General features: G+C 40.2%; 20 protein-coding genes and 2 tRNA genes. 12 read left to right on the forward strand and 10 right to left on the reverse strand.

Annotation, left to right across the window (positions count from 1 at the left end):
• Positions 1–208: 208 nt before the first annotated feature.
• Together ABVC65_RS03950 and ABVC65_RS03955 are read right to left on the reverse strand one after the other, a co-directional pair.
• Positions 209–856, reverse strand: coding sequence for a DUF4125 family protein (locus ABVC65_RS03950; RefSeq protein ID WP_032836473.1), 648 nt, complete (start codon positions 854–856; stop codon positions 209–211).
• Complete coding sequence (locus ABVC65_RS03955) at positions 856–2,916, reverse strand: DUF4037 domain-containing protein (RefSeq protein WP_020761178.1); 2,061 nt, start codon at positions 2,914–2,916, stop codon at positions 856–858. The genes ABVC65_RS03950 and ABVC65_RS03955 overlap by 1 nt, the downstream gene beginning before the upstream one ends.
• Before the next feature lie 257 nt (positions 2,917–3,173).
• Here ABVC65_RS03955 and ABVC65_RS03960 point away from each other — a divergent pair, with 257 nt between their 5' ends.
• Positions 3,174–5,642: a BspA family leucine-rich repeat surface protein gene (locus tag ABVC65_RS03960; protein ID WP_020761728.1), complete on the forward strand. Its 2,469-nt coding sequence runs from the start codon at positions 3,174–3,176 to the stop codon at positions 5,640–5,642.
• Between the two features lie 202 nt (positions 5,643–5,844).
• Here the strand turns inward: ABVC65_RS03960 and ABVC65_RS03965 are convergent.
• Positions 5,845–5,918: transfer RNA gene (locus ABVC65_RS03965), tRNA-Pro, on the reverse strand.
• A gap of 448 nt (positions 5,919–6,366) precedes the next feature.
• Between ABVC65_RS03965 and lysS the strand changes: the two genes are divergently transcribed.
• Together lysS and ABVC65_RS03975 are read left to right on the forward strand one after the other, a co-directional pair.
• Positions 6,367–8,040, forward strand: a complete 1,674-nt coding sequence (gene lysS / locus ABVC65_RS03970) for a lysine--tRNA ligase (protein ID WP_004112457.1) — start codon at positions 6,367–6,369, stop codon at positions 8,038–8,040.
• Positions 8,041–8,168: 128 nt separating this feature from the next.
• Positions 8,169–8,909, forward strand: a complete 741-nt coding sequence (locus ABVC65_RS03975; RefSeq protein ID WP_004112459.1) for a phosphoglyceromutase — start codon at positions 8,169–8,171, stop codon at positions 8,907–8,909.
• A 109-nt stretch (positions 8,910–9,018) separates the two neighbouring features.
• Here ABVC65_RS03975 and phoU read toward each other — a convergent pair whose 3' ends face one another.
• Complete coding sequence (phoU, locus tag ABVC65_RS03980; RefSeq protein ID WP_004112469.1) at positions 9,019–9,699, reverse strand: phosphate signaling complex protein PhoU; 681 nt, start codon at positions 9,697–9,699, stop codon at positions 9,019–9,021.
• A gap of 219 nt (positions 9,700–9,918) precedes the next feature.
• Here phoU and ABVC65_RS03985 point away from each other — a divergent pair, with 219 nt between their 5' ends.
• Complete coding sequence (locus tag ABVC65_RS03985; RefSeq protein WP_020761679.1) at positions 9,919–11,358, forward strand: sensor histidine kinase; 1,440 nt, start codon at positions 9,919–9,921, stop codon at positions 11,356–11,358.
• A gap of 23 nt (positions 11,359–11,381) precedes the next feature.
• On the opposite strand, the gene ABVC65_RS03990 is transcribed toward ABVC65_RS03985, so the two are convergent.
• Positions 11,382–11,648, reverse strand: coding sequence for a hypothetical protein (locus ABVC65_RS03990; protein ID WP_016815457.1), 267 nt, complete (start codon positions 11,646–11,648; stop codon positions 11,382–11,384).
• Between the two features lie 189 nt (positions 11,649–11,837).
• Between ABVC65_RS03990 and ABVC65_RS03995 the strand changes: the two genes are divergently transcribed.
• The 3 genes from ABVC65_RS03995 (at position 11,838) to ABVC65_RS04005 (ending at position 15,026) form a co-directional block, all read left to right on the forward strand.
• Positions 11,838–12,842 (forward strand): CHAP domain-containing protein, encoded by a 1,005-nt coding sequence (locus ABVC65_RS03995; RefSeq protein WP_004112474.1) that lies wholly within the window; start codon positions 11,838–11,840, stop codon positions 12,840–12,842.
• Between the two features lie 168 nt (positions 12,843–13,010).
• Positions 13,011–13,769: a C40 family peptidase gene (locus ABVC65_RS04000; RefSeq protein WP_353582645.1), complete on the forward strand. Its 759-nt coding sequence runs from the start codon at positions 13,011–13,013 to the stop codon at positions 13,767–13,769.
• Between the two features lie 213 nt (positions 13,770–13,982).
• Positions 13,983–15,026 (forward strand): universal stress protein, encoded by a 1,044-nt coding sequence (locus ABVC65_RS04005; RefSeq protein ID WP_004112477.1) that lies wholly within the window; start codon positions 13,983–13,985, stop codon positions 15,024–15,026.
• 86 nt (positions 15,027–15,112) lie between these two features.
• On the opposite strand, the gene ABVC65_RS04010 is transcribed toward ABVC65_RS04005, so the two are convergent.
• Positions 15,113–16,351, reverse strand: coding sequence for a glycosyltransferase (locus ABVC65_RS04010; protein WP_353582646.1), 1,239 nt, complete (start codon positions 16,349–16,351; stop codon positions 15,113–15,115).
• Between the two features lie 91 nt (positions 16,352–16,442).
• Entirely contained in the window at positions 16,443–16,862 is a 420-nt protein-coding gene (locus ABVC65_RS04015) for an OsmC family protein (protein ID WP_004121933.1), read from the reverse strand.
• 194 nt (positions 16,863–17,056) lie between these two features.
• On the opposite strand from ABVC65_RS04015, the gene ABVC65_RS04020 reads away from it, so the two are divergent.
• The 3 genes from ABVC65_RS04020 to ABVC65_RS04030 are packed head-to-tail and all read left to right on the forward strand — an operon-like array spanning position 17,057 to position 19,165.
• Positions 17,057–17,929: a thymidylate synthase gene (locus ABVC65_RS04020; protein ID WP_020761682.1), complete on the forward strand. Its 873-nt coding sequence runs from the start codon at positions 17,057–17,059 to the stop codon at positions 17,927–17,929.
• A 48-nt stretch (positions 17,930–17,977) separates the two neighbouring features.
• The gene (locus ABVC65_RS04025; protein WP_020761683.1) at positions 17,978–18,601 is read left to right on the forward strand and encodes a dihydrofolate reductase; all 624 of its coding nucleotides are present in this window, start codon (positions 17,978–17,980) and stop codon (positions 18,599–18,601) included.
• A gap of 18 nt (positions 18,602–18,619) precedes the next feature.
• Positions 18,620–19,165, forward strand: a complete 546-nt coding sequence (locus ABVC65_RS04030; protein WP_004124893.1) for a low molecular weight protein-tyrosine-phosphatase — start codon at positions 18,620–18,622, stop codon at positions 19,163–19,165.
• A 113-nt stretch (positions 19,166–19,278) separates the two neighbouring features.
• On the opposite strand, the gene ABVC65_RS04035 is transcribed toward ABVC65_RS04030, so the two are convergent.
• A complete protein-coding gene (locus ABVC65_RS04035) occupies positions 19,279–20,064 on the reverse strand; it encodes a DUF4191 domain-containing protein (RefSeq protein WP_020761684.1) in 786 nt (261 codons plus the stop codon).
• 127 nt (positions 20,065–20,191) lie between these two features.
• Positions 20,192–20,848, reverse strand: coding sequence for a DUF3043 domain-containing protein (locus ABVC65_RS04040; protein ID WP_004124898.1), 657 nt, complete (start codon positions 20,846–20,848; stop codon positions 20,192–20,194).
• Positions 20,849–20,965: 117 nt separating this feature from the next.
• On the opposite strand from ABVC65_RS04040, the gene ABVC65_RS04045 reads away from it, so the two are divergent.
• Together ABVC65_RS04045 and ABVC65_RS04050 are read left to right on the forward strand one after the other, a co-directional pair.
• Complete coding sequence (locus ABVC65_RS04045) at positions 20,966–22,333, forward strand: dipeptidase (RefSeq protein WP_004124908.1); 1,368 nt, start codon at positions 20,966–20,968, stop codon at positions 22,331–22,333.
• A 462-nt stretch (positions 22,334–22,795) separates the two neighbouring features.
• Complete coding sequence (locus ABVC65_RS04050; protein ID WP_020761686.1) at positions 22,796–25,408, forward strand: ATP-binding cassette domain-containing protein; 2,613 nt, start codon at positions 22,796–22,798, stop codon at positions 25,406–25,408.
• Positions 25,409–25,430: 22 nt separating this feature from the next.
• On the opposite strand, the gene ABVC65_RS04055 is transcribed toward ABVC65_RS04050, so the two are convergent.
• A tRNA-Arg gene (locus tag ABVC65_RS04055) sits at positions 25,431–25,503 on the reverse strand.
• Positions 25,504–25,560: the final 57 nt, after the last annotated feature.

A 25,560-nucleotide genomic window follows, 5' to 3' on the forward strand; every position in this document is an offset into this window, starting at 1 on the left:
GAAAATTCTGTCAAAAATAACGAGTAAAAATTATAGCCCCTCTATTCATTACGTTGTGTAAAGAAACGCGCACCAGCGGGTGACTATTCGAGGGACTTCTTAAAATTCTATCAAACTAGAATGATGTTAGCAACATACTGTAGTGCTTGTCGTTTTTAATCTGCGTGAAATCGGCAACCTTAAGCAAGTTTTTTTATAAGTGAGATAGCTAGCGCGCGCATTCGGCCGATTCGAGCGAGTCGTAGTTATACATGCGCACGGTATTCGTAATAATCATTTGCGTAAGATTTAGATTTTCCGCGCGCAAGTTATTTACAAAACGCTGGTATTTAGCGAAAGTATCGTCAGAATACGTGCTTAATTCTCCTCTCAAATACGTTTCAAAAGACGTATTTTCTGCTGTATCTTCGCTTGTTTTTAGAACGCGCATTGCAAGACCTAAATGAGGGTAGTGATTTCGAAAATCATCTGCCCACTTAACTTGCGTTAAAATAATCTGCTCCTGCGCACTTTTTCTAGGTTCTAAAATCGGCTTAATATAAGGCTTAATTGTGCGTTCAAAAATTTCCGGCGCAGTAGACTCCATCATTCGCGCATACTTTTCTGTAATCAAATTGCTGCCATCACTATTTGCACGCTCAAGATCTTGCTTATAAGACTTTTGCAAATCAAGAGGCCAAGTTAAAAATTGGCTCATGCGCATAATGTGGAACGTTTGCCAGTCTCCCTGACAATTTGCGCGTCCACCTTCGTTTTCTGTAAGCTGAAATTGCTGCCATTCTAGTTTTGTAATTTCTTCTGCAAGATTTTGCGTTTTTGGATTTTGCGTTTTTGGATTTGATAATGAATCGCACATCATAAGCTCCTTAAGCACGTTGCGCGCGAATTAATATGTGCTTCAACATACGGGCGTTGCCATTCTAAAAATGTTTCATTGCAATTGCTCAAGCCTTGATATTTAAGCTCTTCCACGACTTCGTTGCACACGTTTTGAATGATTTCGTTTATTTTAGATTCGGCTTCACTGCTTCCTTTTCCGCCTTCGCCAAATCCGCTTCCACCAAAGCATGTTGCGGAACTTAGTCGCATAAGCGATTCAAGTTTATTACACACGTTTGAAAGCCTAGACGCCATTCGCACGCTGAGCTTGCGTAAAGCTGCAAATTGCCACTTATAATATGGCAAATATCCTGCGCTTATTGGGTTATTTAGCAAAAATACGATTGACGCGCTTGCGTGCACAAACTCGTTTATAGAAAGCCATGCTGCAGCTCCGTCTTTTCGCGCTAGCATTCGTGGAACATTGTATTGACCTGCTTGAGCCATCATGCCGAGTCTTCTAGAGATTAGTGAGATTCGCACATCGTCTGGCATGAGTTTAAAACTTTGACGCGTTTTGCTAAATTCTCCAAGTGGGTCTGCAAAAATTTGACCGTTCGTAGCTGCCGCCAATGTTGGCTCGCTTAGCGAAAGCCACAGATGCGGCTCGTTTTGATTTGGGGCGGTAGCAAATCCTGTTATGTTTTCAAAAAATTCGCTTATGCTAAATACTCCGACTCGCTTGCTGCTTTCGCATGATTTAGCGCGTGGAGTTTCTTTTCTAGAGCCAAATCCAGCGTATTCTTGTGGAAGAGAATCGTAAGCTGCTTGCAAATCCTCGCCAATTTCCGCATAGTCTTCATCGGTAAGCCATAAGCAGAATCCTGGTCCAAAATCATGATCGCGAGAAATCTCGTCGTCAAATCCGTAGCATTCTGATCCGTGACCGACTAATCCCGATGCAATTCGGTTTTTATATTTTTTAAATTTTGGTAATTCTAGTAGTTGCTTTCCGTAAGTTTGCCAATATAATTTTGCAAGCTGCATGCCGTTTTTTATTTTTGGATTATCTTCTGTTTTTATAATTTTATTTGACTCTGGATGCGACTCATCGGTTGCTGGCGACTTTTCCGAATCGTATTGAATCGCATTCGCCTCGCTTGTAGCTGTAAATTTTTCTGCTGCATCCTGTGCTTGCTGCAGATTCTCCAACGTTATAGCGTATGACTCGCTATCTTTTCCGTAACATTGTGCTATTAAATCTAGAGCTTCACTGTATGCTTTTACAGCGTCGGAATACTCTTTTCGTGCGTATTGAACTTGCGCATATCCAGCTAAAGCAGATGCATAATGCGGTTGATTTTGGTTATTTCCATCTTTGTATATTTTTAAACTCATTTGTGCGTGTTCAAAAGCAGAGTTAAGAGTAGCAGATTTGCTGTTAGTGCTTACGTTAGGCTGCGAGCACTCTTGCAAAATAGCAAGCGCAATATTGGTGTGAGTTGCTGCTATATCTATGTCTGTTGAAGGATTGACACTCGATTTTTGCAATATGTCCAATGCTTTTTCAAGCTGATCTATTGCTTCTTTAATTTTGCCTGTTTCGCTGTAAAGCATTGAAAGATTGTTGTGAAGGGCAGCGAGTTTTCTATCGTTTGGTTTTAGTGTTTTCGATGATTCTTTAAGAGCTTGAGAATATATTTCTGCTGCACGATCGTAATCGCCAGCCGCGCGAAGGCTAGTAGCAGCGTTTATAAGTGTTGTTGTGCCAGCTTCGGTGCCAGATAGTTGCATTTCGTTTGCAATATTTAGAGCGCGATTGATAATTGGTTGATTTTTCGCATGCTCTCCTCGAGAGCGATAAAATCCCATCAACTCGTTTAACACAGATAGCTGCAATGCTTGAGCGTTTGCTTCTTGTGATTTATCGTATGCGCAATTTGCTTTTTCTTTAGATTCTTTATTTTGTGTTTCTTTAAGTGCTTCTTCTTGCGATTGGTTTAGCGCATTTAGCAGGTATTTTTCAATTTCTTGCGCGTTTGCGTGGCTTGCAAACATATTGTCAAGCTCTTTATATAATTGATCTGCTTTTATCATTTAAGCCACCTTGCTTTTTGCGATTAAATTCCGTTTTGCTCACTACTCAATCATACAGAATTATGCGTTTATAAGAGTGTTGTAATGCATGCGAATCCTGTTTTATTTTTTAATGATTTGTGATAAAGAAGATATTTTCTAACTTATTTTCTGATTTTTCTTTCATTTTTTTTTTTAAGAGCTATACTTTCGTGCGTTGTATTGCGATTAGCCCGTATACGGGCTAACGATGGGATTGTGTAACTCGGAGGACTTCAATGAGGGGTAGTCTGCATAATAACGTTATTGGTTTGGTTGCTGTTTTTGCGACTATTGCAATGACAATGGAGTTTACTGGCAATGTAGCTAATGCTGAAACTGCTAGCGGTGTATCTAAAAGTATATCTAGAACTACTTCTAATACTAAGGTTAGTGAGAGTCCTGAAACAGATGTTACAAAAACTGCAGAAAGGTCTTCCGCTGAATCTGAACCATCAGCGAGTAACATCTATAATGAATGGGGAACAGCTTCCTCTGGCATTAATTTGAATATTAAACTAGAAAAAAATAATGATAAGAATGAAGAAGGAACTCTAACTCTTCATATTAAGCCTGTTGATGATAAGCAAATAGCTCGTATAACTACACAGTTGAAAAACAGTACAGTACATGTAAACAACTCAAAGTTCGAATTATCAACTGTTGCTAGCAAAATTACTAAAGTTGTATTTGATAAACAAATTACGATGAGTGTATCTGAGAACATGTTTAAGGACATGAACAATTTGGAGAGTGTTGAAAATATAAATAACATTAAGTTTAAAGAAGATAAAAGCAAAGATAAAAACCAAGCCGACATTGTTACAACGGCATATATGTTTGAGGATTGCACAAAACTTAAACATATTGGTGGTATTGAAAACTGGGATTTAACTAATGTTGTTAATGCTGATGGCATGTTCGACGGATGCTCTTCTATTGCAACTTTAGACCTAGAAAGCTGGAAAGTTCCTAATTTGGAATTAGCTCAAGGCATGTTTATGAATATGAAAGCTCTGACGACTTTGACGTTGTTTAAACAAAAAGAAGCCAGTTTAACTCGTATTAATAACATGTTTACGGGTGATCAAAAATTAAACGAACTCAATAATATTGCTGATTTAAAAACATCAAAGGTAGTTGAATTCTATCAAACATTTGCTAAGACTGGTTTAACTACTTTAGACTTATCTAAATGGGATACTTCCGCAGCAGGAACAGATAAAACCGAAACGTTAGGCGGAATGTATGCGATGTTTGCATTAATGCCAAATCTTAAATCGATAAAATTTGGTAAAAAATGGAATACAAGCAATGTAACAAATATGTCTTCAATGTTTTATAACGATTCCAACTTGAAGTCTATTGATGTGTCTAACTGGAATACTAAAAAAGTCACAGACATGCATTATATGTTTGAAGGATCTGGTATTCAATCTTTAAATATTAGCGGATGGACGGTTCCTCAAGGAACTGTAGATATTCCTGATGGTAATGGTAAGACCTATAAAGTAAGTACTTCTTCAAATATGTTATATACCAATAATTTGCGTGACGTAACATTTCCTCGCGTCAATATTTATTCCTCTATTCCAGTAGGCGTTTGGCGTGATTCCTCTGGAATATCAGGTGTAAATCCAGGTGAGAATATTGATCTTATTACTAATACAAAATCCTCTAAAAAGTCAAACGAGCCTGCTAAAAGGCCTGTTACTAGTACGAAAACAATTATTCGTAAAGTACGAGACTACATTAAAGTAACTTTCAAGACAAGCGGTAAGAATAGTAAAACTGTTAATTGCGTAGCGGATGTATTGCAAGGCAAAGATCCTGCAACCAAGAAAGCCAATACTTACTCAATTAATGGAATTCAAAACTTTATTAGTTGCAAGCAAGAAGATGCAAATAAAGCTAGTAGGTCTGCTAGTGGTTCGTTTACTATGACTCTTGCTCAAGTAAAAAGTGCGTTAGGAATTAAATCAGGCGATACTGTTAAGTGGGATATTGATGAAACTCCAGTAGCAAAAAGCATTAAAGAGATAGTTCGTGGGCAAGGTGTAAATGCTGTTCACACAGGCATCTTCCATCCTGCAAGAGATAAAGATGCTAAAGATGTAATTGCTAACAATAAAAAAGAGCAGTCCGATTCTGTTTTTGGTGCCTATATTCTTTTGCCTTGGAAAGATGTTACGTTCACTGCGCATGTGACGCACAATCCATCGAATCCAGGTGGTGGTTCTAATCCAAGTGGTTCTGATCCGATTAAGGATACGAATCCGATTAAGGATGTGAATCCTGGTTCTAGCCCAGACGGTTCTAATCCAAGTGGTTCTGATCCGATTAAGGATATGGATTTAGGTAAGGATGTGAATCCTGATTCTTATTCAGACGAAAGCCTATCTGACGCTAATCCTAATCATCAAAATATTTCTATTGACTCTACGATTTTGCATAATGGTGGTAATTCTGTAAAAACAAAAGGTATTCGCAATAACACGTATGAAAAGAATATTAAGAAATCTAATAATGATGGAGAGAAAAATATTGCTGGTCAGGGTCACGAATCTGTGCCTATGCTGGCTCGCACTGGTAGTGTAATTGCTGAATTAAGCATGTATGCGTATGCGGTGATGTGCGCTGGAATTGCTGTGTTCGCATGGAAGTGGAATCGTTTTGCTACTTCGCGTGGAAGCCACTTGCGTAAATAAGTTTGTTTTTGCAAAACCATTATTTGCAAGCATCAAAATCGAACGTCGTTATCGTTATGTCTCAGTGGAATATGTGGACATATTCGCTGAGGCATAACATTTGAAATGAACACGAAAGCGGACATATGTGCTGAGACATGTGATAGAAAATAAAAAAATCTCAGCGGAATATGAGGACATATACGCTGAGACATCATAAAAGTCGGGCTGGTGGGATTTGAACCCGCGGCCTCTTCGTCCCGAACGAAGCGCGCTACCAAACTGCGCTACAGCCCGATGTCGATTGTGCGAACTCAATAGAGATTACTCATCGTGAATTCATCTTACGAATACATGATGCAACTACATGTCGTAATCGCTCATGCAACACTCCGACAACGTGGTTATATTAGCGTGAACTTGCTACAAATTAACAGTGTGTGTCGTTGTCAAATAAATTCTTTTGAAATTTTATTAAAAATTCGCTTGTATTCTTTTTCGGCTGCATGGTCTCCGCAATATTTGCAAAATGATGTAACTTTTCGTAAATAATTTTGTATATCTTAATAAAATAATAAAAAGTTTTACTGTAAATGTATTTTTCTTTCGAAAACAGAAAAATATAAATATTTCTATAAAAATGTATATTTGTTGCAAAAATGATTAGCGTAATCAATCTATTAGCACAATAAAGTGCATTTGCGACTCGCTTATCTGTATTCCCTAGTAGCTACAATTGGCGTTTATGACTGACACGAATACTGCAATGTCTGCCGCACAAAACGCCGCAGAAAATGACGTAACAGATAACGCCAATGAAATTGACACCGTTGAGCATGCTGAGATGCTTCTCGCTCAAGATGAGGCTATTGCTAAGCGAGTAAATGATGGTGCTACTCTTGACGAAGCAATTGATCCAAGCAATAAAGAGTTTGGTCCGCTTGCGCATCCAGAGCAGGTGCAGATGCGCGTTGCTAAGCGCGCGATGATGCTTAAGGAGGGTGTGCAGCCATATCCAGTGCATCTTAACGTTACGGATACTATAGAAAAGGTTCGTGCTGATTTTGACGGCAAGCTTGAAGCTGGCGAAGAAACCGATACTGAGGTTGGTATTGCAGGTCGCGTGCTTTTCTTGCGTAATGCTGGTGGCTTGTGCTTCGTTAAGCTTTCTGCTGGTGACGGCACTACGATTCAGGCGATGGTTTCCAAGAAGGAAATTGGCGAAGAATCCATTAAAAGCTTCAAGCAGATGGTGGATTTGGGTGACCACTTGTATGTTCGCGGTCGCGTGATTTCTTCTAAGACTGGCGAGCTTTCCGTATTTGCAACTGAGTGGGCGATTGCAGCTAAGGCTTTGCAGCCACTTCCAGCTTTGCACAAGGAATTAAGCGACGATACTCGTACGCGCAAGCCGTATATTGGCATGATTGCAGACGAGAAGATTCGCGATATGGTTCGCAGGCGTTCGCATGCAGTGGCTTCTCTTCGTCGCACTTTCGACAGCCACGACTTCTTGGAAGTTGAAACACCAATGTTGCAAACGGTTCACGGCGGTGCTGCTGCTCGTCCGTTCACAACTCACATGAATGCTTTCGACATTGATCTTTATTTGCGTATTGCGCCAGAGCTTTTCTTGAAGCGCTGCTTGGTTGGTGGCATTGACCGCGTATTTGAAATCAACCGCGATTTTAGAAACGAAGGCGTGGACGCAACTCACGCTCCAGAGTTTACAATGCTCGAGGCATATCAAGCTTACGGTACTTACGATACGATTGGTGCTCTTACTAAAGAGCTGATCCAAAAGGCTGCTGTAGACGCATTCGGCTCCACTAAGGTGACTTTGCTTAATGGCGAAGAGTACGATTTTGGCGGCGAATGGAAGCAGATCACCATGTACGGTTCGCTTTCAGAAGCTTTGGGCGAGGAGATTACGCCAGAAACTTCTGTTGAGCATTTGGGCGCAATAGCAGACAAGCTTGGAGTTGAGCGCGACGAAGTTGAGAATCACGGCAAGTTGGTTGAGCACTTGTGGGAGCACTTCTACGAGGATAAGCTTTATGAGCCAACGTTTGTGCGTGACTTCCCAGTGGAGACCAGCCCGCTTGTTAAGGGTCATCGTACGAAGCCTGGAATGGTTGAAAAGTGGGATTTGTATGTGCGCGGATTTGAGCTTGCAACTGGCTACTCCGAGCTTAACGATCCTGTTGTGCAGCGTGAGCGCTTTGTGGCTCAAGCTAAGGATGCTTTGGCTGGAGACGTTGAGGCAATGGATATTGACGAGGACTTCATTGAGGCTCTCGGCGTTGGTATGCCTCCTGCTGGTGGTATGGGAATGGGTATTGATCGTTTGCTGATTGCTCTTACGGGCGCAACCATTCGCGAGACGATTACGTTCCCACTCGTTAAGCCTCTTCGCTAATTGATAGATTTTAGTAGATTGTAAAGCCGTTGGATGTTGTTTAAACATTCATCGGCTTTTCTATTAAATTTTTCGTGTTTGCTTACTTTTATGTAAGTAGTCTTACGAAACGAATAGACTGGGTAACTATGACATATAAATTAGTATTGCTCCGACATGGTCAGAGCGCATGGAATAAGACCAATCAGTTCACTGGTTGGGTTGATGTACCGCTGACTGAGCAGGGTGTCGAGGAAGCTAAGCATGGTGGCGAGCTTCTTAAAGAGAAGAATGTTCTTCCAGACATCGTGTTCACTTCTTTGCTTCGTCGCGCTATCAACACCGCGAATTACGCGCTTGATGCAGCCGACCGCTTGTGGATTCCAGTTCGTCGTAGCTGGCGTTTGAACGAGCGTCATTACGGTGCTTTGCAAGGTAAGAACAAGTCTGAGATTCGTCAGGAATATGGCGATGAGAAGTTCATGATTTGGCGTCGTTCTTACGCAACTCCACCTCCTGAGATTGATCCAAACGATGAGTATTCTCAGACGAATGATCCTCGTTACGCAGGCGATCCAGTTCCAGAAACTGAAGCTTTGGCGAACGTTGTGACTCGCGTAACTCCTTACTGGGAGTCGGATATTATTCCAGAGCTTAAGTCTGGCAAGACTGTGATGATTGCTGCTCACGGCAACAGCTTGCGCGCAATCGTTAAGATGCTCGATAACTTGAGCGAGGAAGAGATTTCCAAGGTGAATATTCCAACCGCTATTCCTCTGCTTTACGAGTTGGATGAGAACTTCAAGCCAATCAAGCCTCGTGGTGAGTATTTGGATCCAGAAGCTGCTGCTGCTGGTGCTGCCGCCGTGGCTGCTCAGGGTCAGAAGTGAGATTCTGATTAGTTTAAATTAAAAAAGTAGGTCTGCAATCAAATCTGCAGACCTACTTTTGTTTTACAAGCATACTTTTGTTTTGAATTTCTATTCAAAAACTGTATTTTTATGCCACAACTGTGTCTTTATCTGGTTCTGGTTTTTTAGTTGGGTCAAATCCTGAAACAATAAATACTACTTGTCTTGCTGCAGCAACTGAATGATCGCCTATGCGTTCCATGAATCTGCTTAGAAGCACTAAGTCAATCAACTGTTTTCTAGTGCCGTTCCAATTTTCGCCTTCTACAAGAGCAAAAATGTCTTCATGTAGCTTATCCATCTTATCGTCGCCGTGAATAATTGCATCGGCTACTTGAACATCTCGCTTTGAAAGCATGTCAGTTAGTTGCACAGAAAGAACACGAAGGAAGCTAACCATCGCCTCAACTGTTTCTTTTGCTTGGCTTGGTATTGCGGAATCAGGCCATGTGCGTCTTGTGATTTGTGCAACGTGACTTGTTAAATCGCCCATGCGTTCAAAAGTCGCAGCCAAACGCATGGTTGCCACTACTTCTCGCAAGTCTGTTGCTACAGGATTTTGTCTAGCTAGCAATGTTAAGCATTGATCTATAACGCTAGCTTCTAGTGAATCTAGTTGAGCATCATTGTCTATAACTGTTTGTGCAGATTCTAAATCAGCATTTAATAAAGCATTTCCAGCATCGTTCATTGCTTTTGCAACAAGCTCAGCCATGCGTTCGATGTTTGATGCAACTGCTTTCATTTCTTCGTTGAAAATCACTCGCATGGTGTGTCCTTTCTTTTTTGGTGCCTGTGTTGACTTATATTGCAGTCGTATATTGCCAACGTGTATTGACGTTTTTTGTTTTAAAATTATTTTGTTTTAAACTAAACCCTAATCAAGTATAGACTATTCAAAGCACGTATAAGCGTGTGCTTAGTTGTGTTTTTGTAGAATGTTAGTCGAATATTAAAATGTGAGAGCATTGTAGTATTCTTTAAGAGTATGTTTCAGGATTCTACATCTTCGCCATTGGTTGTATTTGTAGTGTTTGCTTTGATTGCTATTTGTGTTGCAATCGTAATTGTTATGTTTGTTGTTGATTCGCTTTTTCCAATATTTCGTAGTATTTTTAGACCGTTTTTTAGTTCTGTTGTAAGTCGTATAGCAGGTGGTTTGCGTAGGATTTTTCGTAGTAGGTTTAAGAGGATTTTAAAAATTTTAGGTAAACGTAGTTTTAGTGATGATGAAGATGATGAATATTCAGTTGATAATAATTCAGATGATATAAGTTCAGATGCGTGTGCGATTTTATCTATGCTGTCTGCTGCGACTATTGTTATCGATGCTGATAATGATGTTTTACGAGCTAGTTCTGATAGTTATACGCTTGGTGTTGTTGTTGATGATTCTATTGTTCAACCGAGAGTTTTGGATTCTGTAAATAGGGTGCGCGAGTCTGGCGGTTTTGAGAGTTTTGATTTAGTTACTTTTACTCCTGAGCGGTATATAACTATTGGTGAAGGCTCTGATTTTAATGGTAATTTTGCTGGTGACAGTGCTGTGTTATTAAAATCAGCTACGGTTGCTGGCGACTTTTCCTCGAATAAAACTGATAAATCGTCTGATGCTTCCACAGTTTCTAGACCTAATTGGCTTAATGTTACTGTTGGAAGTGTTGGAGCAGGCAAGGTTGTTGTTATTTTAAATGACACTAGTGCTACGCATCGTTTTGAGCAGACTAGAGATGATTTTATAAGTAATGTTTCTCAACAACTTATTAGCTCTACTCGAATGATTTCTAGTCTTACAGAACTTTTGCAGGATAATAATGTTACTCTTAATCGTGTTAAGGAAGTGTCTTTAAAAGCTCAGAGGTCTTCTAAACGCCTGGAACATATGCTGGAAGATCTTCTGCTTCTTATGAGTGCTCAGAAGCCTATAGATGTGTCTAAGGCGAGTGCTGTGAACGTCTTGAGCGTGTTAAAAGATGTTCACAATCAAGTTTCAGATCTTGCTTTGAGTCGAAATGTGCGTCTTTGTGTTAAGTCTGATTCTTCGCTTAGTGTTCTAGGAAGTTTTTCACAAATCAGCGCTGCTGTGCGTAAACTTGTTGAGAATGCCATTATCTATTCTTCAGCAAATAGCAGTGTGGCGATTTCAGCGTTAAAGTCTGATGACTCTCAGTTTGCAGTGATTCGTGTTGTTGATTGTGGCTCTGGTATTGCGTTGCGTGATCAGCCTCGTATTTTCGAGCGTTTTTATCGTTCGGATAACCAGAACGACGGCAGTCAGGATGGTGTTGGTTTGGGTCTTGCTATTGCTAAGCACGTGGCTCTTACTCATCACGGTAGCATTACATTGTGGAGTAGACCAGGGCAGGGTACTACGGTTAATTTTGCGATTCCGCTTGCAAAATCGGATGCAAAATCGGATGCAAAATAGTTCGCTTAATCGTGTTAAGCGTTTTACTTTCCTAGTCTTCTATAATCCCAACGGTCAAAGTGTTCCCAAATTAGGAGCAAAATACCTATTACAAATCCGCTAAGGCACACTACTGCAAAAAACCATAGTAGAAAGTGTAAGATTGCGAGCACAACAGTGATTATTGATGCTATAAGCCATAGAACTGTTCCAGCCATAAATGCTTTGCACAAGTCTACGCGCAATGGCTTTGGTGCCTCTTTGCGTGCATCTGGGTTAATAATCGGTGCGAGCTTCATATGATTAACCATACATCTAGTAATGTCTAATATCAATTTTTGGTTATATTTTTTTGATGATATACGTTTATGATATACGTTTAAATTTTGCTATTTTCTTTTTCGACACTATTTTTATCACATCCGTACCACGTTGTAATCTTGAGCTTTGTAGGTGCCGTTTTGACGTGACGCTTTAAACAATTTCGGGAGTGGTTTTTTATGAGACATGGTGCACATGGTGCTAAGAAAGCAAAGGGGCGTTTTGTTTCGCCTTTTATGCTTTTTTCGTCTTCTCATACTTCCAGTGTTACTTCTGAGCGTTCTGCCGAAGCGGTTTGTGCGAATAATGGTGCAGTTGTGGGTTTGAGTGAATCTGTGGCTCAGAGTTTGCAAATGTCTTCTGCTCCTCGTACTCGTCGTGAGATTCGTTTAGCTCGTGAATCTAGAGAACGTAAGAATTGTATTATTGTTTCTACGTCTTTAGTAGCTATAGTTGGTGCTGCATTGACGTCTATGGCTTTGAGCAAGACTAATGGTTTTGGTTCTTTTGCTTCAAAGCAATATGCTTCTGAGATTAATTTTTCCAATGATTCTAATGATCAAGCTGCTTCTCGTTCTAGTCAGCGTGAAAAGTTAGATCGTGCTGATAAATATTTGAAGTTCAGCAGTGCTGTTGCTGGTCTCGAAGCTGATTTAAACGCTTTCTCTACTAGATCGTCTCATGAGTCTAAGTGGGATTTAGGTTCTAATTCAGATTTTAAAGTTTCTGAAATGTCTAAGTCTTCTGCGAACAATCCGCAGGTTGCTATTTTAATGGATTCAGACGTTAATTCTTTACCTGCTGGATTTAATCCAAATCATAGTTCTGGCGATTCTGGGAATGCGTATGAGTTTAGCCAGTGCACTTGGTGGGTTTATGTTCGTAGGCATCAGCTTGGTCTTCCTGTTGGTTCTAATATGGGAGACGGCTGGATGTGGGCTTTGACTGCTCGAAAGCTTGGATATTGGGTAGATCGTACGCCTCGTCACGTTGGCGATATTATGGTGTTTGGTCGCGGTCAGGCTGGCGTTAATCGTACTTATGGTCATGTTGCTGTTGTTGAAAAAATTAATCCTGATGGTTCTATTGAAACATCTGAGTCTAGTGCGGAGCTTCATGGTAGGACTTTCTCTAGGGTTGTAAATCCGAATGAAACTTCAGCTTTTGAATTTATCCATTACTAGACTATTTGGTATTTTAATATTTTGACATTTTAATATCATCTTAATATCTGTTGCTACGTTTTGCGATTTTCTAGTTTATTTTGGCTTTTATGCGTGTATCTGTGCGTGCTTTTGCGCTGTAAATAGTGCGTGCGAATTTTGTTTGTGGTATTAGTTTGTAGTATTACCATGCTAACATCGCTAATGATGATTAAGCGAGATAAGATTTTTTCTTCTGTATTTGCAGGATTTGTATCTGCAGCGCTTGTTGCTGCTATGATTCCGCTTGCTTGTGCTTCCGCTTCTGCTGAAGAATCAGCAGTTACATCTACACGTTCTTTCCCTAAGATTACTGATGTTAAGCGTGATTTGTTTACAGAATCCACTTCTACCGATGTTGATGCTAATTCTCATTGGGGTGGTATTGAGTCTTTGGATGTTCCGCAGACTAAGAGTGCTTCTGAACTTGCGCTTGAACAGTCTCGCCTGCAACATCAACAGGCGCAGAATAATTCTGCTGATGGCTTCGACGCTGCTGCAAGCCGTTCTGGAGCACGTAATGGCGTTGGGCCTATGACGTACTTTGTTGCTCCTCCAGATAATCAGTCTGTTTCTGCGATGCTTAATTTTGCTGCTCAGTTTTTAGGTAAAGTGCCTTATCGTTCTGGTGGAACAACTCCTGCTGGTTGGGATTGCTCTGGTTTTGTGCAGTACGTTTTTGCCAATATGGGTATTTCTTTGCCGCGAACTTCTGGAGCTCAGGCTACTGTAGGTACGGCTGTTCCGAGTTTAGCTCAGGCTCAGCCTGGTGACATAATTGCCAATGGTACTCATGCATCTATTTATGTTGGCAATGGAATGGTTATTAATTCTCAGTATGCTGGAACTCAGTATGATCCTATTAGATATGTTTTTTCAGGATCTTATTCTATTCGTAGAATCTTCTGACAATTTGATTTTTGAGTGGTATTCATGATTTTATGGATACCACTTTTAGTTTTTGTTAGTAGTTTTGATGCGTTTTTAGGTTATTTTTAATTAATTTTGCCGTTAATCCTTAGGTTTGTTGTGTCGCGATAGACGCGACTACCTTAAACGCGCTATTCTAGTATTTAAAGTATTTAAGAAAATAAAAAATCGCGCGATGCTAGGAGGATCTAGATGGCACAAGATGTTATTACACAAGAAAAAGCTGTTCTTGTAGGTGTTGATGGTTCTCATGCGAGCTATAAGGCTGTATGGTGGGCATCTAATTATGCTAAGCATGCTGGATTACAGCTTCAAATAGTTTGTGCATATTCTTTACCTAGTTATGCAGCTGTATCTTTTGATGCGACTTATACTGCGATTGGTGATGATAATGTTGCTCATCAAGATGCACAGGAGATTCTTTCTAAAGCAAAAGCTGTAGCTTTAGAACAGGGCGTGGATGCAACAACGTTAATTGTTACTGGCGATCCTTCTTCTGTGTTTGTAGAGCTTTCTAGGAACTATCAGCTTATTGTTATTGGTAACCGAGGTAAAGGCGGATTGGCTGAGCGCTTGCTCGGCACAACAAGTTCTTCGCTTCCAGCCTACGCTTATTGCCCAATTGTTGTTGTTCCATATACGGATGATGATGGTCAGCGAATTCACTTGAACAATAAGATTTCTAAGATTGCTGTTGGTTCTGACGAGTCTAAGTGGGGATTAAAAGCTCTTGAGATTGCTGCAGATTTGGCTGATAGTTGGAATGCGCAATTAGATGTGATTTCTGCTGTTCCTAGCGTTCAGGGTGCGGAAGGTGACACTGCTGTTATGGGATCTTATATGGAAGATCTTGATGAGAGAGTAAAGCCTATTTTGCAGCGTTTGCCAAATCTAAAGATTCATCGTTCTGTAGTTCCAGGCTCTGCTGTAAACGCTTTGACTCAAGCGAGCTTAAACAATGATTTGGTTGTTGTTGGCTCTAGGGGCAGGGGTGGTTTTACAGGATTGCTTCTTGGTTCTATTAGTCAGGGTCTGTTACAGCATTCCTCTAGACCAGTGTATGTGGTTCCACGTAAGTATGTGGAGTTAAGCGCTGCTCAAGTAGCACAGCAGTCTAAGATAAGTAACGATACTAGTGCTATTGATTCTATAAGTGGCGTTCATACAGTTGATGTTCCAAAAGCTGGTGTTGAAGCTGCTAAAGAAATCGAGCAAACTATTGATCCGCTTCACTAGTAGCTTGTAGTAGAAAATAGCGTCCAGAGCACTAAAACAGTGTTTTGGACGCTATTTTGTTTCAAAGCTAGCAACTATTTTGATTTTTACTTGTTTTTAAGTAAAAAGCGCGCGCGTCTTGCTTCGCGAGCAGCACGTTTTTTAGCGAGTTCGTTATTGTTCATTTCAATAGCAAGTTTATAAATTTTAATTAACTCTTGAGCTTGCTTTTTGAAGTCATTGTTCTTTGAGTATTCAAGAACATTTGCTTTTAGTTGTGCTTGCTCTTCTTCGCTCATGTTAAGAACGCGACTAAACACTTGTTTAAAGTCTTCTCTAGAATCCCACTGATAACCATTTTTGCCACTAATAATCTGATTTTCATTAGGGATATCGTGCTTTACGAGAGCAAATAATCCAGATGCCATGGCTTCAAGCATAGAAAGTGAATGCATCTCCGATAGGGAAGCGGTAGTGTAGTAGTCCATAGCGTGCAAATACTTAGGAATTTGCGTGTGTTCAATAGGACCTAGTAGGTAGACTCTATCTTCAAATCCTTTGCTAGCTACTTTCTTACGCAAGTCTTCTAAATCAGGTCCTCCGCCAATAACAACGAGTCTAGCTAATTCGCGCGGAAAATCACAATACATAAAGTTATCAATCAGCTCAGAGATATTCTTTTCTGCTCCGATTCTTCCAACAAAAACGAAGAGTTTCGTAGAATCAGCAATACCGTATTTTTTACGGAATTCTTTCCTAAAAGCAATTCGCTCTGGTGTAGGCAAGAACTTTTTATATTCAACTGCATTGCTAAGAACAACAACTTTTTTATCGACTTTTTGACGATCAATATAAGCTTGAGCCTTAGCAGACATACTAGTAATAATTGTTGCGTTTTTAGAAAATCGCGTAAAATATTTTGCTGAAATATTCCTAGAAAACTCTGTAAAATGCTTTAGACCAATATAAAACAGGAACTTATCGTACTCTGTATGAAGAGTATAAATAACAGGAACATGCTCTTTTTTAGCAACTTCTAGACCTATTTCACCAATGCCAAACTCGTTTTGTATATGAATAACATCTGGTTTAAAGTTGATAGGGAATTTTTTGCGCATGTTTCCAATCGGAATTGCAACCCTATACTTGTATAACTTTTTAAGAAGTATTCCTGGAACGTATACAACTCCGTCTACAAGCTTAGTTTTTCGCTGTCTTTCGGATCCGACTGTAACAACAAGAACCTCGTGTCCAAGTTCCTCGTACATTTTTTTAAGCATGTAGGATTGCGTTGCTACGCCATTTATGTATGGTGGATATGTTTCTGTAAAAATCGCGATTTTCAAAGTTTCCTCCAGTTACATAAATAGCTCTAACAACCTTAAAAGTGTAGCATTGTGTAAGTTATTGCGCCACAAATTGTGATTTTTAGCGTTTTTAGTGTCTCACATTTACTGTTACACGCACTTGCGCGCCTCGTTCAAGAGTGTGCTTAACTGTGCAACCCTTGTTGATATGTCTTTCCATGCGTTCTTTTAGTTCTTTTGCATTCTCATCGTTTAAAGCAGGTTTTGCGTTTGTAGCATCAACTGTTACATCTTCTTGGAATCTTAAGTAAGTTCCTTCTTCTGGATCATAAGTTCCATTTACAAGAACTCGAGCACCTTTTCCTTCTCCGAGCGCATGCTCAACAGCGTACTGGCTGCTTAAAGCTGTACATCCAGCTAATGCTATTTGCATTAATTCTACCGGTGAAAATTGCCCTTCTCCTTTACCAAATTTGAGTGTTGCGCCATCATCACTTTGTGCTTGCCAAGATCCGTCTTCTAAACGTTCAACCCATATTCTTCTAGTCATTTTTGCTCCTTTGCATTTTTATACATTCACACATTGTGATTATGTTTGTGCTTATGTCTATTTGTTTTTAACTTTTATTTTTTAAGACAAACCTATTATAACTAGCATGCTTTGATTTCAGTTTGATTCTTGTTCTTATATTTCTTATATTTACTTTTGGTGGTGTTGAATTTAGCTAATGATAAAATAATCTCATGACTTTAACTCAAGAAGAACTTGCGGATATCCGCTCTCGCGTACCACAGAAACCTACTTCCGATATTCCTACACCTTATGAGGATTTGGTTAGAAAAATACTTATGGAAGGTACTTTAAAATCGGATCGCACTGGTACTGGAACAATATCTCTTTTTGGTCAACAAATTCGATTTGACTTAAGCAAGAGTTTTCCGCTTATAACCACAAAAACAGTGTTCTTTAAGGGACTGGCATACGAGCTTCTTTGGTTCCTTAAAGGTTCTAGTAATGTGCGTTGGTTGCAGGAAAATGGCGTGCATATTTGGGATGAGTGGGCAGATGAAAATGGCGATTTAGGTCCTGTTTATGGCGTTCAGTGGCGTAGTTGGCCAGCGCCTACGCAAGAAAATCCTAATCGCACAATCGACCAGATTGCTAATGTTCTTAATCTTATGAAAAATCATCCTGATTCTAGAAGGATGATTGTCAGTGCTTGGAATCCTGCAGAAGTTGAAAACATGGCTTTGCCTCCTTGTCACTCGCTTTTCCAGTTCTACGTTGCTGACGGCAAGCTTTCTTGCCAGCTTTACCAGCGTTCTTGCGACATGTTCCTTGGCGTGCCATTCAACATTGCTTCTTACTCGCTTTTAACAATGATGATGGCTCAGCAAGCAGGATTAGAGCCAGGAGAGTTTGTTTGGACTGGTGGCGATTGCCATATTTACGATAATCACGTAGAGCAAGTCTTAGAACAGCTTTCTAGACAGCCATATCCTTACCCTAAGATTGAAATTCATAAAGCTGATTCAATTTTTGACTATGAGTACAGTGATTTTAAGGTTGTTGATTATAAGCATCATCCTACGATTAAAGCTCCTGTAGCTGTGTGATCTTATTTATTAGTTGCTTATTAGTTTGAGTTTTTGAGTAGGAGTTTTATGGCAAACGATATTCCTGTGCGTTTAATTTGGGGACAGGCATACGATCTTGAAGGACGCGTAGGGGCAATGGGTGTAAATGGTGGTATGCCATGGAGACTTTCTCCAGATTTGCGCTATTTTAAAGCCATGACAATTTCTTGCCCAGTAATAATGGGTAGGGGAACTTGGGATTCTATGCCAGAAAAGTTCCGTCCTCTTCCTGGGCGAGAAAATATTGTTGTTTCTAGGAATCCAGATTTTAATCCAGATGGTGCAAAAAGTTTTACAAGCATTGAAGAAGCAATATGCTACGCAAGAAAATGGATTGAAGATAATCCTATTGAGCATGTAGATTCTTTGGATTTACCTAAAGATGGTAGCGCAATTTGGATTACTGGAGGCGGAGCAATTTTTAAAGAAGTGATTGAGTCAAAAATTGTTGACGCTGCATACGTAACTCAAATTGACACCAGAGTAGAAGCGGATACGTTTGCTCCTAACATTCAGAGACTTGTAGATGATGGATTGTGGAAAGTTGCACGTGATGGCGATTGGCAAGAATCAGCTATAAAAGTTGGTGCAAAACAATTCGACGTAAAATACAAGTTTATGGTATATAAGCCAATTAAAGCTAAAAAATAAACTAGATTAAGGATATGTATGGAATCTTTAAACAAAATTCACGTAGATGCTAAGCATCCGTATGTTGTTATGACGGTTTGTACAGGGAATATTTGCAGATCTCCAATGGCAGAAATAGTTTTGCGTAACGAGTTTAAGCTTAGAGGATTAAGCGATGTTGTTGCTGTAAAATCATGCGGCGTAAGCGACGAAGAATACGGGAATCCGATTGATAGGCGTGCGCAAAGAGAGCTTAAAAGTAGGGGTTATTCTTTGCCGTTAAGCCATTTTGCGCATAGGATTGAGCGAGACGAAATAGAGGAAACAAATCTTTTTCTTCCAATGACTGCTTCGCATATGCAATCTTTGCTCAGGATTATTCCAGCGCAAAAACGTGGTCTTGTTCACATGTATAGATCGTTTGATCCGTCTTTAGAAAAACCACAAGCTGGTCGCGAAGCTGTTTTAGATTTGGCTGACCCATGGTACGGAGGTCCTAAAGAGTTTGAGATTGCAATGGACCAAGTGGAGGAGTGCGCTCCTTACATTGTGGATTGGGTAGAGTCGCAGATAACGCGCGAATAATAATTGCGTAAAGTCATATAAAGTTATATAAAGTCGCTTAAAATATATTAAAACCAGACGAACCGATTGGAACGTCTGGTTTATTTTTATGCTTTTTATTTAAAACCTATGATTTATTTTCCTCTTAAAGCTCTGCGACTTACTCGAGGAGTATGAGTTGGGTCAATTCCTTTTGGAATACCGAACCCAGATTTGCCCTGTAGTGTACGCAAACGATCATTCAAAATTGCAAGCTCAGTTTTAGTGAGGAAGAAGCGACGATTAGGGTGAATCATCTTAAGCAAAGCAAACTTGTGATTTGTAGGCATTAAAGTTTTAGCTTTTAAAACCTTACTTCTTAAATCCCTAAGTCTAACTTGATTTTCACCATTACCAACGCAAATGCGGTAAACAGGAATATTAGATCCTGCTGTAACACTTTTAATTGCGTGCTCTTGGCGATTCATAGCTTGGCTTAAACGCTCATAGTTACCTTCGCCAACAAGGAAGATTCCGTTAAAGCCAGTTCCTCGCCAAATAGCATCTTTTGTGCGAGGATCAACCCACACAGGTTGTTGAGGGAAAGTAAATCCGCCTTTGTTGATAGCAGAGACAATGCCAGCTGCAGCTCCAGGCTTTCCTTCTAGTCTTGCATAGCCAACCTTATCTGCGCGTTTAGTGAGAACAACAGTAAACAGTAAAAGACCCAGCATAAGCGCTGTTATTACCATCATAATCCAAGTCAAAATGGACCATCTAATAATAACACCAGCTACAATGCACAGCACAACAGGAGCTACAAAAGCTAAGCCAAGCCAAAGTGGAAGCTGCTTATCGTCTGTATGCGTGTACTTGTAAATACGCACAATCTGTGAAATCATGCCTGGCTTCTTAATGCCTTTTGCTTTATCGTTTGCCATTTGCGTTTATCCCCTAATACATAATATTAGCGTTTTATTGCTTTGTATTTTGTTGCTTTATTGCTTAGTAATCATACCCTAAACACGCTTATGCTATAAATCATAGCTTTGTTAGTATACTAGCGATTTATTTAGGCCAATTACCGCGCTTTGGTGTACTCGGCTTTGGAAGTCTCCATCTGCGCATTTGTATTGCTCGACTGCAAGCATACATAGCGGATCTAGAACTTTTGCCAACAGAAACTTCGCCATATCGTTTAACAAGCTCTTTACGAAGCTTACGCCACATTATTATAACGTCAATAATTGCAGCAAAAAGATATGCGTAAAGAACAATCGCAAGAGCAAAATATAGAGCAATATACTTAGTGGATAAGAAGTTTTGAGTTAAGAATATGCAGAGCATAATCACGATTGCAAACGGAACAAAAAATTCGCCAATGTTGAAACGCGCATCTACATAATCTCGAATATAAACTCTCCATGGAAGCTGCTCCGACTTTGGCATATGAGCTAAGTCTCCATTTTTCATCGCATCGTATTGAGCATTTTCTTTTTCGCGCAATCTAGCTCGCGCAGCCTTTGCGCTTGCTTTTCTATCCGTTGGAACTAACGGTCTAAGATTCTGCGCTGTAGCTTCGCTTTGCTTCGGCGTTGGAGCGTTTTTTGTGCGAGTCTTTGCCTTATTTTCTATTTTATTTTCACTATTTTCATTAGTCGCTGATTGATCGCCATTTTGTGCACCATTATCAGCAGATTTTTTTACGAATGGATTCCATGTCATGTTTGCAGATTACCCAACAGACTAGACGCGTTATGAGCAATTTCGTTGGTTATGAATAGTCTGATAATAGTAATTCAACTAATGTTTTTACTAATCTACTGTTTTTTTGGAGGACTTATGGCTGGTTTAGAGGTTGATGATGTGCGTTCGCGCGTGCAAAACGCTTGGGAAGATGTTATTAGCGTATTAAATAAGAAGATCTCTTTAGGAGCTGTTTCTGCTAAGGGTATTACTGGAGATCATATGCGCGCTTCGGCTGAGTATGTGGCCGAAGTTTTGCGCGAAGTTGGTGTAGATGCTCGAGTTGAACAGTCCCAGAACCCAGATGGTACTCCTGGAGCTTTTGAAGTAGTTGGATCTCGTATTGTGGATCCTAATGCTCTAACTGTTTTGCTTTACGCTCATCACGATGTTCAGCCTGTTCCAGATGCAAGCGAGTGGAATACTGATCCTTTCAAAGGAACCGAGATAGATGGACGCTTGTATGGTCGCGGTAGCGCTGACGATGGCGGCGGAATTGCTATTCACTATGGTGCTTTGCGCGCTTTAAGTGAAGATTTAGGCGTAAATATTAAGGTGTTTATTGAAGGTGAAGAGGAAATGGGCTCTCCAAGTTTCATTCCATTCATCGAAGCTCATAAAAATGAGTTTGAATCAGACGTTATTATTGTTGCCGACTCTGGAAATTGGTCTGCAGATGTTCCAAGTCTTACTACTAGCTTGCGCGGAAACACTACAGTAGACGTCAAAGTGAAGGTTCTTGGTCATCAGGTTCATTCTGGACAGTTTGGCGGACCAATTTTAGATGCTTATACTATTGCTTCAATGCTTGTTGCTTCTCTTTATAACAAGGAAGGCGATTTGGATGTTCCTGGAATTAAATCTCAGGAACCTGTTGGCGGTTTGCAACGTGATTTGGATGAGGCTCAAGTTCGCGCGGATTCTTCAGTAGTGGATTCTTATAAGCTTGCTGGTACTGGTTCTCTTGCTGCTCGTATGTGGACTAAGCCTAGCTTGACTGTTATTGGTATGGATGCTCATCCTGTAGAAGAAAGCTTTAATGTGATTGCTCACGAAACGCGCTTGCGACTTTCACTTCGTACAGCTCCAAGCCAGCGTCCAGAAGAAGCACAAAAAGCTTTGAGTGATTTTTTGGTTGCAAACGCACCATTTGGGGCTGAGGTTACTGTAGAGCCAGTTGACAATGGTATGGGATGGGCTATGGATCCGAATGCCGTAGCAACTCAAGACGCTTTAGCTTCTATGAAGGATGCTTTTGGCGTGGATCCTATTAATAAGGGTGAAGGTGGATCTATTCCATTTATTCCAGAATTGCAACGAATTTTCCCTAAAGCTCAGGTTTTGGTTACTGGTCCTGAAGATCCAAAGTCTAATGCGCATAGTCCAAACGAGTCGATTTCTCTTTCTGGTTTGAAATCGAATATCGTAACTGAAGCTTTGCTTTTAGATCGTCTAACTAAGTAGACTTAACAACTCGTATACAATCGCTATATAGAATTTAAGCGTTTGTATACGAGTCTACGCAATGACGTAAAATCTTCACACGACACGGGTGCTTTGCATTAATTTGTAAAGCTGAGAGAAACCGCTTGAACGTGAATCCAGGTAATGCTGGCGCACGGAGATCTGTTTTTCCCGTGCCTTAATGGTGATCTACGATTTAAGCCAACGCATAAGTCGTAGTGAAAGAACAGTAAGGCACATATCTATGTCGAAAGAAAATGTCTTATTGCAATGCAATCAGCGATGTAAATCACTGATATGACGTTTTGTTTATTAGGATAAGTCAAAAACGTGTTTGCAATAAAGACATTTTAGGATTTTTAGGTCGTTAAAAAGTCCGTAGCAGATCTAAATGATTCTAAAAGAAAAAATTAAAAAATAGATAGAAAATAACTAAAAATCATTGCCATAAAGGATTTTGCTATGCCTGATGCATTTGAAACGCCAGTTTTTAACAAAACTAATACGCAGGATGCCGAAACATTCCTTCCATCGGCTAGCTGCAATGCTCAGCTACGTTTTGATAATTGGGGTTATCGTCATGCTTCTCGCAAACATTTTGCTGTACGCGGGTTGAACCTAACAATTGAAGCAGGGCAAAGAGTTTTGTTGCTTGGTGCATCGGGCATAGGCAAATCCACAATTCTTGAAGGTGCTGCTGGGCTGATTGGTAGTGATATTGTTAAATCTAGCCCAAATAATTCAAAGCCTGATTCGAAGAAGAATGTTCTAGTTGAAGACGAAGATGGCGGTGTGAGCGAAGGCTCAGTATTCGTAGATGATTTACCAGTTCATAAAGCGCGTGGGCGAGTGGGATTAGTGTTACAAGACCCAGAGGCTCAAGCTATTTTTCAGCGTTTAGGAGATAACGTCGCCTTTGGTCCTGAAAATATGAATGTTCCTCGTAAAGAAATATGGGATCTTGTTAATAAAAGTCTTGAAGAAGTAGGTTTAGAAGGCTTACAGTTACACCGTTCTACAGCCCATTTAAGTGGTGGACAAATGCAGCGTCTGGCATTGGCTGGAGCATTGGCTATGAAGCCAAGCGTGCTTCTTTTAGATGAGCCTACGGCAAATCTAGATCCAGATGGTGTTAATCAGATTGTAAAAGCTGTTGGTAAAGTTTTAGACGATACCAATGCAACAATGGTTCTTGTAGAACATCATGCGCAGCCTTGGATTGATTTGATTGATAGAGTAGTGGTTCTTGGTCTTGATAATTCTGTGAACAATACAGAAGAGAATAACTATGTTCACGATGATGATATTGCGCGAGACGAGTTTGCGCAAACAGTTATTGTTGCAGATGGAACTCCAGACGAAGTGTTCAGCAGAAGAGATCTTGATTTTGAAAACCTTGGGATTTGGCTTCCTGACAAGTATAAAGATCCACAAGATCGCAAAATTGGTAGGATTTATGTTGAAGGCGAACCAGATTGCGATCCAGCAAAAGGTGATGGAAGAGTAGTTCTATCAACAGAAAACCTTGCGATTAGTCATACGAGTACTCCAATAGCAAAAAATATCAATTTGAAATTTAATTCTGGACAAATCACAGCATTAGTTGGAGCAAATGGTGCTGGAAAGTCAACTTTATCTCTAACTTTGGCAGGATTAATTCCAGCTTTAGAAGGTCAGGTTGTAGCTAGTGAGGATCTTTGCGAAGGTGCAGGTGGCACTGATCCTATGAAGTGGAAGTCTACTGATCTTGCTAAAAGAATTTCATACGTTTTCCAGAATCCAGAACATCAGTTTGCGTGTGGAACCGTGCTTGAAGAAGTTATGCTAGGTCCTATTAGAACTGGAATGAGTGAAGAAGACGCTAAAACTAAAGCAGAGTCTTTGTTAGATAGATTCCGCTTATCTAGATATGCTAATGCAAACCCATACACTTTATCTGGAGGTGAAAAGCGTAGACTTACTGTTGCTGCATCTTTGGCTGCAGCTCCAAGAGTTTTAATTTTAGATGAACCAACTTTTGGACAGGATCGTAAAACTTGGTTACAAATTATAAAACTCATTGCAAGCCTTCGCGCGGACGGCGTTAGTGTTATTGTTGTTACTCACGATAGAGAGTTAGTAGATGCGCTTGGAGCGCGTTTAGTGGAACTTAAAACTAATGTGGATTCCACTAATAACGAATTTTATGAGTCTGAAAATATAGATAATTCACAAGAATCTTTAGCATTATCTTCGTCAACAAATGCAACGAATATATCTCGAATAGAAGTTAGCGATGTGAATCATCGCGATGAGGCAGCTCGTGCATCAAGTTATTCTCCATTCTTGGCATCTTTGAATCCTGTGTATAGGATGCTTGGAGCCTTCCTGCTTTCGGTTCCGCTTTTGTTTACTCTCGATTGGCTTTCTGCAACAATAGCTTTGGTTTTGGAGTTTGTGATTCTTTGGGTTGTTAAAATGAACCCTTGGCGAGTTATTAAACTTTCTTGGCCTGTATGGGTTGGTGCGCCTGGATCTGCCTTAGCTGTGTGGTTGTATGGTAAATCAGGTGGAGCAACATGGTTTGATTGGGGAATTATTCACGTGAGTGATCATTCCACAACTCTTGCAATTGCAACATTTATCAGAATTTTAGCTATCGGTGTTCCAGCTATTGTTACTGTTATTGGCATTGATGCAACTGATTTAGCTGATGCTTTTAGTCAAGTTATGAAATTGCCAGATAGGTTTGTTTACGGTGGATTAGCTGGTATGCGATTGTTTAGTGTTCTTCAAGACGATTGGGCTGCTCTTAGTGCATCTAGGCGTTCTCGCGGACTTGGTGATGATAGTAAGATTAAGGCTTTTATGCCTCAAGCTTTTGCTCTTTTGGTGCTTTCTATTAGAAGATCTACAACTTTGGCTACGGCTATGGAAGCGCGTGGATTTGGTGGAGAAAACCCAAGATCTCATGCACGTATAAGTCATGTGAATAAACGCGATTATGTGTTTATGATTGGGTGCTTAATTATCCCTGCTATAGCTTTAATCGCTGCTGTATACTACGGTACTTTTGCTCTTCTTGGAGGCAATTAACACTTAATACTAACACAAAATGTGGGCTTGATGGGATTCGAACCCACGGCCTTCTGCTCCGGAGGCAGACGCTCTATCCACTGAGCTACAAGCCCGCAACTCGTGAAAGTATACACGTTGCTAGGGATTGAAAGTATATGCTATTAGTCAAT

Origin of the sequence: Gardnerella vaginalis (assembly GCF_040427915.1) — a bacterium.
In the GTDB taxonomy this organism is placed as follows: domain Bacteria; phylum Actinomycetota; class Actinomycetes; order Actinomycetales; family Bifidobacteriaceae; genus Bifidobacterium; species Bifidobacterium vaginale_C.